This window comes from Alteromonas sp. KUL17 (assembly GCF_006538305.1).
Lineage (GTDB): Bacteria > Pseudomonadota > Gammaproteobacteria > Enterobacterales > Alteromonadaceae > Alteromonas > Alteromonas macleodii.
Map to the genome: position 1 here is coordinate 406,551 of NZ_BJKJ01000001.1, position 12,961 is coordinate 419,511.

At 45.3% G+C, this 12,961-nt stretch carries 11 protein-coding genes and 1 riboswitch; of the genes, 5 read left to right on the forward strand and 6 right to left on the reverse strand.

From position 1 onward, the window contains the following. Window positions 1–47 precede the first annotated feature (47 nt). Both KUL49_RS01690 and KUL49_RS01695 read right to left on the reverse strand, forming a co-directional pair. Window positions 48–593: a DUF3016 domain-containing protein gene (locus KUL49_RS01690; protein ID WP_131136078.1), complete on the reverse strand. Its 546-nt coding sequence runs from the start codon at window positions 591–593 to the stop codon at window positions 48–50. 123 nt (window positions 594–716) lie between these two features. Continuing rightward, entirely contained in the window at window positions 717–1,088 is a 372-nt protein-coding gene (locus KUL49_RS01695; RefSeq protein ID WP_014948251.1) for a hypothetical protein, read from the reverse strand. Between the two features lie 480 nt (window positions 1,089–1,568). Between KUL49_RS01695 and ccoG the strand changes: the two genes are divergently transcribed. The 5 genes from ccoG to KUL49_RS01720 all read left to right on the forward strand — a co-directional run bounded on the left by ccoG (window position 1,569) and on the right by KUL49_RS01720 (window position 7,980). After that, window positions 1,569–2,999 carry a cytochrome c oxidase accessory protein CcoG gene (gene ccoG / locus KUL49_RS01700; RefSeq protein WP_131136079.1) on the forward strand — a complete coding sequence of 477 codons (1,431 nt, stop codon included), beginning with the start codon at window positions 1,569–1,571 and terminating at the stop codon, window positions 2,997–2,999. Further along, the gene (locus tag KUL49_RS01705) at window positions 2,996–3,979 is read left to right on the forward strand and encodes a serine/threonine protein kinase (RefSeq protein WP_131136080.1); all 984 of its coding nucleotides are present in this window, start codon (window positions 2,996–2,998) and stop codon (window positions 3,977–3,979) included. The genes ccoG and KUL49_RS01705 overlap by 4 nt, the downstream gene beginning before the upstream one ends. A gap of 119 nt (window positions 3,980–4,098) precedes the next feature. Next, window positions 4,099–4,351: riboswitch (cobalamin riboswitch) on the forward strand. An 89-nt stretch (window positions 4,352–4,440) separates the two neighbouring features. After that, complete coding sequence (locus KUL49_RS01710) at window positions 4,441–6,363, forward strand: TonB-dependent siderophore receptor (RefSeq protein WP_242633691.1); 1,923 nt, start codon at window positions 4,441–4,443, stop codon at window positions 6,361–6,363. A gap of 308 nt (window positions 6,364–6,671) precedes the next feature. After that, complete coding sequence (locus KUL49_RS01715; RefSeq protein WP_014948248.1) at window positions 6,672–7,304, forward strand: thiol:disulfide interchange protein DsbA/DsbL; 633 nt, start codon at window positions 6,672–6,674, stop codon at window positions 7,302–7,304. Between the two features lie 85 nt (window positions 7,305–7,389). Beyond that, on the forward strand, window positions 7,390–7,980 hold the full coding sequence (locus KUL49_RS01720; protein ID WP_131136082.1) for an HD family hydrolase: 591 nt from the start codon (window positions 7,390–7,392) through the stop codon (window positions 7,978–7,980). A 58-nt stretch (window positions 7,981–8,038) separates the two neighbouring features. On the opposite strand, the gene KUL49_RS01725 is transcribed toward KUL49_RS01720, so the two are convergent. From KUL49_RS01725 to KUL49_RS01740, 4 genes are all read right to left on the reverse strand, one after another. Continuing rightward, a complete protein-coding gene (locus tag KUL49_RS01725; protein WP_131136083.1) occupies window positions 8,039–9,259 on the reverse strand; it encodes an alginate export family protein in 1,221 nt (406 codons plus the stop codon). Between the two features lie 129 nt (window positions 9,260–9,388). Continuing rightward, window positions 9,389–10,291: an ABC transporter ATP-binding protein gene (locus KUL49_RS01730; protein ID WP_131136084.1), complete on the reverse strand. Its 903-nt coding sequence runs from the start codon at window positions 10,289–10,291 to the stop codon at window positions 9,389–9,391. 16 nt (window positions 10,292–10,307) lie between these two features. After that, a complete protein-coding gene (locus KUL49_RS01735) occupies window positions 10,308–11,303 on the reverse strand; it encodes an ABC transporter permease (RefSeq protein WP_207308446.1) in 996 nt (331 codons plus the stop codon). A gap of 88 nt (window positions 11,304–11,391) precedes the next feature. After that, window positions 11,392–12,801, reverse strand: a complete 1,410-nt coding sequence (locus tag KUL49_RS01740) for a CmpA/NrtA family ABC transporter substrate-binding protein (RefSeq protein WP_131136085.1) — start codon at window positions 12,799–12,801, stop codon at window positions 11,392–11,394. Window positions 12,802–12,961: the final 160 nt, after the last annotated feature.

Consider the following 12,961-nt stretch of genomic DNA (forward strand, 5'->3'; position numbering starts at 1 on the left):
AAAGGTCACTATATGTGACCTTTTTTATTATGATTTGAACGAAACTATTAGTCGTTCGCTGCTACTTGGGTTGAAAACGTATCTGCAAACCAATCGTTAAGCATCGCTTTTTCATAAGAAAGCGATTCCGTGCGATTGCGACGAATATTCGACTCCATAAAATCCATATCTTTAAGTTTCACATCTTCACCACTTAAAATGACCTGACCGTCGGCATTAGCCAACGAGTAGCTGAATGTCATTCTAGGAATATCAACGCGTTTAATGATACGGACGTCGCTACCGGCGCCGTTACCGAAGCCGACAAACTGGCTTGGCCAAACCTGGCCAGCTAAATCAACATTTGTTACTGTCATTGACAGCACTTGCGACTCAGGTAAATCACTAGCTAACTCAACAATGTGCTGTTCCAGATCTTCTAATGTTCGTTCGCGAAACCGTTTGCGTGACTCATTAGTTGGCTTAACATCGCTATATGTTTCAGGTTCTTCCCAAGTAATCTTTACTTCTGCCGCCTGGGTGGGAGCGAAAACAGCAAGAAGTCCAACCGCAGTGGCACAACCTAAATAAGAAAAAGTACGTAATTTATTCACTTTTATGCTCCTAAATTCAGTCGTTTAAACTATGAGTTAGCAAGACATTTAGAGAAAGCTTAGCATGCAGCAATTGTCGGCTTTTATATCAGCTTTATATTTAACCAACCTGGTTAAAATTGGCTAGTCTCGCTTTGCTACTTGCATAACTGACGACTGTTTAATGATTAGGCATAGTTGAACGCGTTTAGTTCCCGTAAAGTTGGGGTTTATATCGTCCTTTTCACAATAAGTGTGATAAAAACGTTTAACGCTTGCGCTATCAGCGGTGATTTGCTGAACATATGTTTGCTGGTAAGGCTTTAAGGGACTCAGCTGGATATTAATTTTATCTTGTAAACTACGCAGTTCCTCTCGCTCCGGTAAGGTGGCAATTGAAACTAGCCATTCAGAAAGCGAGTTCTGGATATCTTCAAAGAGATACTGAACAAAAGGAGACCGCAGCACAATTACCAAAACAATAATTTCAGCAGCGATGATAAAGAACCTTAACATGACTTCTCAGCTAACTTTGACAGACGTTTACTACAAATAGCGCCAATTTTTTAGCACCTTTCTCACTATGTGCTCAACTACACTTTGCCAATTTACATTTTCACAATGCTCACTGTACACGATTCAAACGGTAATTGACCACATTATTATCGACGATAATAGGGTCATATCGGTTTACCTGTAAATACAGCAAACTATACTCATGTATAGTAGGTAAAGCCTAATCGTCGATGTTGGGCATCAAATGGCACCTGGCCGTTATATTAATCCTCATTATTCACGTAGCTGTATTTAACTATTTACAAAGTTACATAGACTGAGGAAATCAAAACAAAAAACGACTTACGTTCTGAAGTTTCAGTATTGACTGAAACTTTAAAAAGATACACCATACGCCGCATTATTGATCTACATTAAATATGACGTTTTGAACGCAGTTATACTGCACAGGCAGTTCGTTACGTCACATAAGGTTAAGCTATGAATGAACAAATACCGGTAAAGACCGTTACACCGGTAAAAGTACATAAACCCAAAGGTGGACCTGAGGGTAAACGCCACGACTCTCGTAGCCGTATTTATGTGCGGGCTGTACAAGGCCCTTTAGAGACGTTTAGACGCATGTTTGGCCTTTTCTTTTTGGGCCTCTTTGCCATCATTCCATGGATTCAGTACAACGGGCATCAAGCCGTGCTACTCGACATCGGCGAGCAGCGATTTACTATATTCTCACTAACCTTATGGCCTCAAGATCTCACTTTGTTGGCCTATATATTTATTGTTTCCGCCTTTGCATTGTTCTTCGTCACCACTTTCGCTGGTCGAGTGTGGTGTGGATTTATGTGTCCTCAAACAACGTGGGTATACATTTATACGTGGTTCGAAGAGAAATTCGAAGGCCCGCGCAACAAGCGTATAGCGCTAGATGCACGCAAAATGGATGCAGATAAATTTTTGCGTAAAACAGCTAAGCACACCGCTTGGGTATTGGTAGCGCTGTTAACGGCTTTAACCTTCGTTGGCTACTTTATGCCAATTGATGAACTGTTTATCGATTTTGTAACATTTAACACCAGCTTCTGGGCAGGTTTATCGGTTATTTTCTTTGCCGTATGTACGTACGGAAACGCTGGCTACATGCGCGAAATCATGTGCACGCACATTTGTCCGTATGCGCGTTTTCAGTCTGCCATGTTCGACAAAGACACGTTTACTGTATCGTACGATGCAAAGCGTGGAGAGCAACGCGGCCCGCGACCACGCAAACTTAGTCACGAGCAAGTAAAAGAAAAAGGGTTAGGCGACTGTATAGACTGCAACCTGTGTGTTCAGGTATGCCCAACCGGTATCGATATTCGAAATGGCTTACAATACGAATGCATCAACTGCGGCGCCTGTGTTGATGCGTGTAACGGTGTTATGGATAAAATGGGTTATCCTAAAGGCCTGATAAGCTTTACCTCTGAAGAAGAACTAGCTGGCGGTAAGACTCATATTTTACGTCCAAAGTTAATTGGTTACTTTGTAGTTTTAGTGGTGATGATAGGCTTGCTGTTTGCCAATATTTGGATGCGCAGCCCCACCGAAGTTGACATTATCCGCGACAGAAACTCGCTATACCGCGAAACGAATGAAGGGCTAATTGAGAACGTTTATACAATAAAAGTACTTAACAAAACTCAGCAAACCCAAACCTACTCTATTGCTGTAAAAGGTTTGCCTGACTACAAGTACATTGGTGAGCAAACTGTAACAGTTGAAGGCGGTGCGGTGTATAGCACGCCGATTTCAGTTGCAACTGACGCCTATAATCTGGAAGATACGGTTACCGATATTTTTATCAGTGTAACCACCACTATTGATGGGGAAACGGTTACCGTTGATGAGCCAACTAAGTTCCTTTATCGATGACAGATTTTTCATTCTCTGGGCTTAGCCCAGACACCATATTAGATGCCCTGGAAAGTCAGGGCATTTTTCTTCAAAGCGGTTTGCTAGCACTTAATAGTTATGAAAACCGCGTCTATCAGTTTTTGGCTGAAGACGGTCAGCGCTATGTAGCAAAATTCTATCGCCCAGGTCGATGGACCGACGCTCAAATTCTTGAAGAACACGCGTTTGCTGCAGAGCTAATCGATAACGAAATTCCATTGGCTGCGCCCATTTCTCTCAATGGCAGCACGCTGCATCACCACACCGTGGCCGAAACTGACTATCGATTTGCGTTATTTCCTTCGGTGGGCGGTAGACAATTCGAAAATGACAACCTTGATCAACTCGAATGGATGGGGCGTTTCATTGGCCGTATTCACCGCGTGGCCCATGCTAAAGGGTTTGCACATCGTCCCTCGATTGATATTGAAAGTTACCTCGATGAACCGAAGCAGGTGCTTATGAAAAGCACACTGCTGCCAGAGCATCTAAAGACAGCATTTTTTGCCATACTTAACCCCGTTATTGATGCCACGAAAAAAGCGTATAAGCCAACATCAAGTATTCGGCTTCACGGTGACTGCCACCCAGGCAATATACTGTGGCGCGATGGCCCTACCTTCGTTGATTTAGATGATTGCCGCATGGGCCCTGCTATCCAAGATTTGTGGATGATGCTAAGCGGCGACCGCCAACAACAACTATTGCAGCTCGATACTTTGGTTGAAGCATACGAGGAGTTTCACCCGTTTGACACTGCACAGTTGCCACTTATTGAGCCCCTCCGCGCTATGCGAATGGTGCATTACATGGCATGGCTTTCACGACGCTGGGAAGACCCTGCTTTTCCGCGGGCATTTCCTTGGTTTGCTGAAGACAAATACTGGGAAGGCCAAATACTTGCTCTGAAAGAACAGCTATCGGCCCTTCAAGAGCCTCCACTGAAATTAGGATATTGAGCCAGCCCCTTTACTGCTGAAAAAACGCTTTTTCGATGACCGTTGTCGATAATCTTATGGCGGCTACGAAAAAGCGTAAGGTATAAGAAACCGTATTCGCTATCACATTTTAACTTAGATATACTTGCTAGCGTGTAGGTGCTTTTGTCACGCTTTAAAACAACCTAAGTGACAAGGGTTAAACGGGAAATCAGTGAAAAACTGATGCTGCCCCCGCAACGGTAAACTCAACGCGTTGTCGTTTTCTTTTCATACGCCACTGTCTTTTATGCGTTACGTATTAAACGCCATTAGATGGGAAGGCAAAAGAGCTATTACATTTGTAGTAATGGTGAGTAAGCCCGGATACCGGCCTGTACTTCATGGTGTCGTTTGCTTGCTCACATCTATAATTAAGCAAAAACGTGCACTTTCCCTAATCATGTGCTCGGGTGGAGCGCATCAAAGACAACATAAAAACCATGCGTACACATTTTACTAAAGCAGCCCTTAGCGCTGCAGTTATTTCGTGCTTAAGCACACCTGCCTTTGCTCAAATTTCTGACCAAGATATTGAAACCTTAACAGTAACAGGCACGCGTTTGCCTATTTCGTTAACCAAACTTCCTGGTTCAGTATCGGTGCTAACTGAAAGCGACATTAAAGCTTCGGGCGCACTTCAACTTACTGATCTAATTCGCGGCCTACCTGGCGTTAGCTTGTCTCAGTCAGGCAGTCCTGGTGGCTTAACAGAGCTTCGTGTGCGCGGCGGTGAAACTAACCATCTACTTGTTTTAATTGATGGCGTTGTTGCCAACGACGTAGGCCAAGGAAGCCTGGTTGACCTTGCTCACTTAACTAGCGCAAACGTGGTGCGCATAGAGCTTCTTCGAGGCCCGCAAAGCGCAAGATGGGGCAGCGGCGCTATCGGTGGTGTATTGAGCATTACTACGAAATCAGGCCAGTTTGCCGATAATGCGTCACACGTAGACTTCTCTGCTGGCGTTGGCACACAAGGAACGTTGCAGGGCAGCATGAACGCGCGCTCGCAAAGCGATAACGTAGGTATTTCTGCATACGCCAGCTACATACGTACCGACGGTGACAACGTATCTCGTGTTGGTAACGAAGATGATGGCTACGACAACATGACCGCTGGCATTAATATTAATTATGCCGCAACGTCGGAGCATACGTTAATAGCTAACCTTCGCACGGTTCAGTACGAGAATGATTACGACGGCACTGATTTTGTGACGACAGGCCTTCCTGCTGACTCAGATAACGTGACGGATGGTTCACAAATTAGTGCGAAATTAAGATGGGAATTTGCTCCGGAAAATACAGCTTATCGCTCAGCGCTAAGTGCGCATTATCGCAAAGACGATAACGATAACACCGAGTCAGGTGCAGACACTGGCGGCACCACTGGTGAGCGCATAGAGTTAAACTGGACAGGTTTCTATACCATGGATAACTGGGATTTTGCTGGCGGTGTTGAATACCTACAGCGCCTTTTTACCCAGCGCGGCCCAATTGCATTTGGCGATCCGAACCAGAAGCAGCATGACAATACTTATAGCGTATTTGCCGAGACAAATGGTCAGCTAACCGAGTCGCTTACCGCAACACTAAGCGCACGATTCGACAACAACAGTGAGTTCGACAATGCAGTAAGTTATCGCGGTGGCCTTACATGGCAGCTTAACGATTACTACGCTGTTTTTACCAGCTATGGTAAAGCCGTTAAAACTCCCACTTTCACCGAGCGCTTTGGCTACTTCACAGCAAGCTTCATCGGCAACCCAAACTTAGAACCTGAAACCAGTGAAGAATGGGAAATAGGCGTTAAGGCAAACTGGAAATCACTGTCTGCACAAATCAGCGCATACACTACCGACCTTGAAGATGAAATCAATGGCTTCGTATTTGTGTCAGATTTGGGTGCGTATAGTGCAGATAATATCGACGGTGAAAGCTCACGAGAAGGTATTGATCTAGAACTTAACTGGGACAGTGGCTATGGTGATTTTACCGCAGCGTATAGTTATCTAGATGCGGAACAAACCGATAATGGTATAACAACCACTGAACTGCGTCGTGCCCTTCACCAAGGCTCATTAACCTACAACACTGACTTTGGAACGGAGAAGTTCAGCTTTTACACCAAGCTAGCTTACACAGGGAGTCATTATGACACCTTCTTCCCTCCTTTCCCTGAACCGTCTCAGACTCTGGCGCTGTCAGCCTATACGCTTGCAACCGTTAATCTAGGCTATCAAATAGATAAGCAGTGGCAGGTCTCGTTGAAGGTCGACAATGTATTTGATACTGATTATGAAGACATTGTAGGTTATGCAGGCCAAGAGCGTCGCGCTCTACTTTCAGTTAACTACAGCATGTAAGTGATGTAACGTTAATGAACCTTCTGTTGAGCGTTGCTTAAAGGCAAAACTCAACGTGAAATCAACAAACAATAAAGGGCTATACATGGTTATAGCCCTTTTTCTTTGAGTTACTGTTAGGGCATGATGATTCAGACTCTGTTCATCATGCGTATGTAAAATACTGCATTTACCTAAACCTTGAATCGCGTTTTTTAGTGAGCTTGTCGCGTAGTAAGGCATTGAAGTAGAACAGGTCCTAGTTAAGCGAACAAGCCTGTGATAATCTCGGTATCGATAATAGTTTTTTGAACATAGGATTATATTCCATGAAAAAGTTTGCAGTAATGTTTGTCATGGCAATGCTTTTGCCACTAACAGCATGCGCTCAAGAGCCAGCGTCTAAATGGAAAGAAGGTACCCACTATACTGTGCTTGATAAAGAAGCCACGGATAAGCCTGTTATTACTGAGTACTTCTCATTTTGGTGCCCTCACTGCTTCCAGTTCGAACCAATCGTTGCGCAAATTAAAGAAAAGAAAAGCGACGGCACGAAATTCAATAAGGTGCACGTAAACTTTATGCGTTTTACTGGACCTGAAGTTCAAGATGATGCAACTAAAGCCATGCTTATTGCGCGCGCTATGAAGCAAGAAGACGCGATGAACGGCGCTATTTTTAACTATATCCACAAGCAACGTGCATCTATCACTGGCTTGAAAGACCTTCGCAATATCTTCGTTGTGAACGGTGTAGACGGTGAAGAGTTTGACAAAATGGCTAAAAGCTTCGGCGTAAATAGCATGGTGCGCAAGAATCAACAGCAAATTGACGAGTATCGTGAGCACCTAACTGGTGTGCCAAGCTTTATTATCAACGGTAAATATCAGCCTACATTCACTGCTGACATGACCTTCGACGACATCGCTGACCTAATCGTGTGGCTATCTGAGCAAAAATAATTTGGTTAATAACCAATACTCTCGTTAGACCTTGAATAATTAAATGGGCGCTCAGGCGCCCATTTTTACGCCTTGGAGCATCCCAATGTATGCAGTAAGTGACTTTGCTGACTTTATCTGTGAACTTGACCAGCTAAAAGCAGTTAAGCGCCAGATCACCCTACCCTGTGATAACTATCGACAGGAAAACTCCGCAGAGCACAGCTGGCATGTTGCATTAATGGCAAATATGCTAAGCGAATATGCGGCTAAACCTATAGATGTGACCCGCGTTATTCGCATGATCCTTATTCACGATATTGTGGAAATTGATGCTGGCGACATGTTTGCTTTCAATCATCAAACAGATCACGACGCACAAGCCGAGAAAGAAGTAGCTGCCGCTAAGCGCATTTTTGGTTTATTGCCGAGTCCACTTAGTAGTGAAATACTCGATTTATGGCTTGAGTTTGAAGCAGCGGAAACCGCCGATGCAGAATTTGCAAAATCAATGGACCGCGTACTTCCCGTATTTCAAAATATGAAAGACAACGGAGGAAGCTGGAAACGCCACGGTATTGCAAGAGAGAAAATTGAAAAGCGTAATGCCCACTTAAAGTCTTGCGCACCGGCGCTGTGGGACTACGTTATGCAGCAGCTTGATGTGGCCGTTGAAAAAGGCTGGCTAAGTCAGTAACGACCCAGCCAGACCTGTAGTATTAATTACAACATAACGTTGTAATAGTGTATTGCAATTAGAAGCGTGTACCAATCCACATCCAGAAGCGATTGGTATCCACCTTTATATCTCCCGCATCGTAAGTACCGTACTTAATGCCAAAATTGTACTTACCTGCAAACTTCTTCGTATACTGTACATTAATTTCGCTGCCTAAGTCGTCAGCGCCGTTACTGCTGTCGTCAGCGCTGAAATCGTGGTAAGCCAAAAGCCATTTACCACCGGCTAGCCCACCTGATAGAGATAACTTAAGATCTTTTAAGCCCTGTGGTGGCGTTCCCAAGAACTGATCAGTCCAACCGTTGAATTTGTGCAGCGTAGCTAGCGGCGTTGCAAACCCGTACAACCCATCGTCAGAACCTAGTATTTCGTAATCGACCTTAGCCGTCACGCCAGAAAACGTGGCTGCGACATACGCATTTAAATAAGAGGCGTCAAAGTCGGTGGCCGTTTCGCCCGCGCCAGCTTCGCTTGATTGCGTGGCAAACTCACCACCGTAAGCCCAACTCACGCTCTCACCTTTCATCTTTCCATCGTAGCTCACGCCATACGTGTCCAACGCGTTATCCGTGTCGTTGTCCACTTCTAAAAGGTAAGCGTAGGCCACAAACTTGCCAATTTTAGATGTATAAGTCGCATGAAGAATATGATCTTTAGAATCTAAATCTGCCGCCTCAGCAAAAATGCGGTTGCGTTTGTAAAGATAGCTATAGAATAGTTCTAGATTGTCTGTTGCCGCATATTTAGCGCTTACGGCATCAAAGGTCTGGCGGTCTTGTCGCCAGCCAACGTGGCCAACAAATCGATGGTCATCCAACGTAATTACTTGTCGCCCTACTCTGGCGGTAAAGTTATCTGCCTTATACTGAATAAAAGCTTGATCAACTTCGGTAGTTTCAGGGTCGGCAATGACCGAATACTCACCTACGTTAAAGCCAGTAGGCCCCACAGTAAACTCATCTTGCCCAAGTACAATACGACTGTCTTCAACCTCAGCGGTAAATGAGAAACCATTAACGCTACCCGAACTAAACCCTAGACGCGTACGCAAAGTCAGTGCACTTGCGTCTTCTAACGCATTGTCTTGATCAACAGCTTCGTAGCGTAAATTCAGATCAGCCCATGCCTTTGAATCGCTTAATGCGCTGTGAATGTCAGCGGCCATCACGCTTCCACCCAATACTGTCAAAACAGATGCTGTTAGCATCTTAATGCCAAAGTTTTTTAACGTGTTCATGTGTATTCCCTATCGGTATCAATTTTTATTAGTCAACACTTACCCAGCCAGCAGTAGAATGCTGGTTAAAAGTGATGGTTTTGGTTAGTTGGCGGAAAAGGCTTCCGCCCTAGTCAGGTGCCGATAAAGCTAGGCGGCATCTGACTTCTTAGCGTCTTTTTTTTCAGATGACACCCCGCTGGTTTTTGCTAGCTGTTGTGAATGTTTGTTAGTTGTAGGCGCTTGGTTGGCGCGTGACGAAACGGTTTCAACCTTCTTTTGTTTGTCGTAAAGGAAAGTTAAGACTTCATGTCTGTAGTGGTTGTACTGCTTGTTATCTGCAAGTGCTAATCTATCTCGCGGACGCGGCAACTCAATATCTAGAATTTCGCCAATGGTGGCTGCCGGGCCGTTATTCATCATAACAATACGGTCTGATAGCAATACCGCTTCATCCACATCGTGAGTAATCATAATAACCGTGTTACCCAAATCAGCATGAATTTCCATTAGCGAGTCTTGAAGGTGAGCGCGAGTTAGGGCGTCTAGCGCACCGAACGGTTCATCCATTAGCAGCACTTTTGGCTCCATTGCCAACGCTCGTGCAATGCCCACTCGCTGTTTCATACCACCTGATATTTCACTGGGTAATTTATCAAGGGCGTGGGTCATGTGCACAAGCTCTAGGTTGTGCATGATCCAGTCACGCATCTCGTTTTTACTCTTGCCTCGCATGGTCGATTTTACGGCCAGCTCAACATTCTTGTATACCGTAAGCCAAGGTAATAAAGAATGGTTTTGAAAGACTACTGCGCGTTCAGGTCCAGGCTGCTTCACTTCTGCGCCATCTAAAATTACGCCGCCGGTAGTAGCTTGGTGCAAACCTGCGACGATATTCAGCACCGTTGATTTACCGCAGCCCGAATGGCCAATTAACGACACAAATTCACCTTTGCTGATTTTAAGATTTACATCTTGAAGCGCAGTAAATGGCCCCTTCGGTGTGGGGAAGTCGATACCCACCTGCTCTAACTCTAAGTGTTTAGTGTGCATAAAATTCTCCTCAAAATTAGCGTAGTACGCTCGACTTGTCCCAGCTTACAGCGCGCTGAATCGATAACATTAGGCGGTCTAGTACAAAGCCAATAGCGCCAATGGTAAGCACTGCTACCATGATTCTCGCTAGCGACTCCGAACTTCCGTTTTGGAATTCATCCCACACAAACTTTCCTAGACCTGGGTTTTGGGCAAGCATTTCTGCCGCAATCAGTACCATCCAGCCAATACCAAGCGACAATCTAAGTCCTGTAAAAATCATGGGGATAGAAGATGGAAGTACTATTTTGGTGAGATGAGAAAACGGCGTAAGGCGCAATACCTTGCTTACGTTGATTAGGTCCTTATCAATATTTGATACGCCTACTGCGGTGTTAATAAGGGTTGGCCATAAACAACAAAGCGAAACCGTAAAAGCAGAGGTCACGAATGATTTAGAAAAGGCCGGCTCATCGCTGACATAAAGGGCACTTACCACCATAGTCACCAGCGGCAGCCATGCCAATGGAGACACTGGCTTAAATAACTGGATAAGTGGATTTATTGCGGTGTAAGCAGATTTACTTAGACCACATAGTATACCCACAGGAACCGCCACGACTGATGCAATTAAGAATCCAACCATAACGGTGTAAAGGCTTGTCCATATCTGATCAAAAAACGTTGGCGCACCGGTGAATTCTCTAATTTTTGGCTGATAAGTAGGGTCCTGCGCTACACGCGCTGCATTTCTTGCTTCTTGACGTTGATAGAAAGCGTCTGCTTTTTCGCGCTGTGCAATATGCTCGTCAATTAACGCACCGGCTTGCTCAAAAACTTGTGCAGGCCCTGGGAACTGCCCCAGCGACGTGTCGATACTTTTTGCTACACCATTCCAAATGGCCAAAAACATCAGCAAGCCAATAACAGGCAGCAGCAACGCAGGCGTGGATTGATATAAACGGCTCAACAAAGAGTTGGCGTTTGACGGCGACGATGGAAGGCGAAGAATGGTTGTCATCTTGCTCATTGCTTGCTCCTGACACTTGATGTGCGCTTTTGCGCTGTTTATGCCCCGCCCTAGTTAGAACTGAAGGCAGGGCCATTAAATCAGACACTTACAGTACAGTGTCACCCTTCAGACCAATCTTAAATTGCTCTAAGTAAGCGTTAGGCTTGCTTCCGTCAAACGTCACGCCATCAATGAATTCGCTCTGAGGCGGCTTGTAGCCCGTTTCCGTCCCAAACTCTGGAAAGTCAGACGCCTTAGCTTTACCTTCGGCAATCAACGCTTTAGCAGCCTGAGCATAGACCTCTGGTTTATAAACTTTTTTGGCTGTCTCTTTATACCAATCGTCAGACTTAGCCTCTGAAATTTGACCCCAGCGGCGCATTTGTGTGAGGTACCAAATAGCATCACTGTAGTATGGGTAAGTGGCGTTGTAGCGGAAGAACACATTAAAATCAGGCACGTCGCGCTTGTCACCTTTTTCGTATTCGAAAGTGCCTGTCATGCTGTTAGCCAGTACGTCTTCATCTGCACCTACGTAGTTACTTTTAGCAAGAATCTTTACCGCTTCAGGACGGTTAGCATTGTCGTTTTCATCCAGCCACATTGCCGCTCGAATTAGGGCTTTAACCACGCGAATGTGCGTATTAGGATATTTGTCAGCCCAGCCCTGGCTTACGCCGAACACTTTTTCAGGGTTATTTTTCCAAATTTCGTAGTCGGTGATCACAGGTACACCAATACCTTTAAACACTGCCTGTTGATTCCATGGCTCGCCTACGCAGTAGCCATAGATGGTGCCGGCTTCCATCGTCGCTGGCATTTGCGGTGGAGGGGTGACTGACAGCAGTGCCTGAGCGTCTATTTGGCCCGCAGTATCACCTTTATGCGGCGCATAATATCCAGGGTGAATTCCACCTGCTGCAAGCCAATAGCGTAACTCGTAGTTGTGTGTAGAAACTGGAAATACCATTCCCATGTTGAACGGCTTTCCAGCATTGCGGTATTCGTCAACTACTGGCTTTAAATAATCAGCTTTAATAGGATGAACTGGCTTGCCATTTTCCTGTGGAATATGGGCCTTCATTTTGTCCCAAATTTCATTAGAAACGGTAATTCCATTACCATTGAGATCCATACTGAATGCTGTTACCACGTGCGATTCCGTGCCGAAGCCAATGGTCGCACCAAGGGGTTGGCCAGCCAGCATATGAGCGCCATCTAGTTGGCCGTCGATTACGCGATCAAGCAGCACTTTCCAGTTAGCTTGCGCTTCCAATGTTACGTAGAGGCCCTCATCTTCAAAAAAGCCTTTTTCGTACGCCACAGCAAGCGGTGCCATATCAGTGAGCTTGATAAAACCAAATTTAAGTTCTTCCTTCTCAGGCCAGCCTACCGCTGGTGCTTGTGCTGCCACACTCGCAGAAAAACTTGCTAAAGAGACGGCAAGTGCTGCACATACTCCAGCACTCGCCGTTCGAAAGCGTTTTAGCAGTGATGTTGTCTTTAACCCAGTCATACGTGTTCCTCGTAGCCAAAAAAAAACCCACCAGCGTACGACGTTTAACCGTCGAGCATGGTGGGCTTCGTTGCCGTGTTTGTAATATCGGAGTTCTTACAAACGCATCAAGTTGTTAATGGTAAGTCAGGAATTCCCGCTCACACACCTCATCTTTACG

What these genes read in the sequence shown, in the direction of transcription:
- KUL49_RS01695 (WP_014948251.1), bottom strand. Translation starts at nt 1,088, where the DNA reads ATGTTAAGGTTCTTTATCATCGCTGCTGAAATTATTGTTTTGGTAATT.
- ccoG (WP_131136079.1), top strand. Translation starts at nt 1,569, where the DNA reads ATGAATGAACAAATACCGGTAAAGACCGTTACACCGGTAAAAGTACAT.
- KUL49_RS01705 (WP_131136080.1), top strand. Translation starts at nt 2,996, where the DNA reads ATGACAGATTTTTCATTCTCTGGGCTTAGCCCAGACACCATATTAGAT.
- KUL49_RS01710 (WP_242633691.1), top strand. Translation starts at nt 4,441, where the DNA reads ATGCGTACACATTTTACTAAAGCAGCCCTTAGCGCTGCAGTTATTTCG.
- KUL49_RS01715 (WP_014948248.1), top strand. Translation starts at nt 6,672, where the DNA reads ATGAAAAAGTTTGCAGTAATGTTTGTCATGGCAATGCTTTTGCCACTA.
- KUL49_RS01720 (WP_131136082.1), top strand. Translation starts at nt 7,390, where the DNA reads ATGTATGCAGTAAGTGACTTTGCTGACTTTATCTGTGAACTTGACCAG.
- KUL49_RS01725 (WP_131136083.1), bottom strand. Translation starts at nt 9,259, where the DNA reads ATGAACACGTTAAAAAACTTTGGCATTAAGATGCTAACAGCATCTGTT.
- KUL49_RS01730 (WP_131136084.1), bottom strand. Translation starts at nt 10,291, where the DNA reads ATGCACACTAAACACTTAGAGTTAGAGCAGGTGGGTATCGACTTCCCC.
- KUL49_RS01735 (WP_207308446.1), bottom strand. Translation starts at nt 11,303, where the DNA reads ATGAGCAAGATGACAACCATTCTTCGCCTTCCATCGTCGCCGTCAAAC.
- KUL49_RS01740 (WP_131136085.1), bottom strand. Translation starts at nt 12,801, where the DNA reads ATGACTGGGTTAAAGACAACATCACTGCTAAAACGCTTTCGAACGGCG.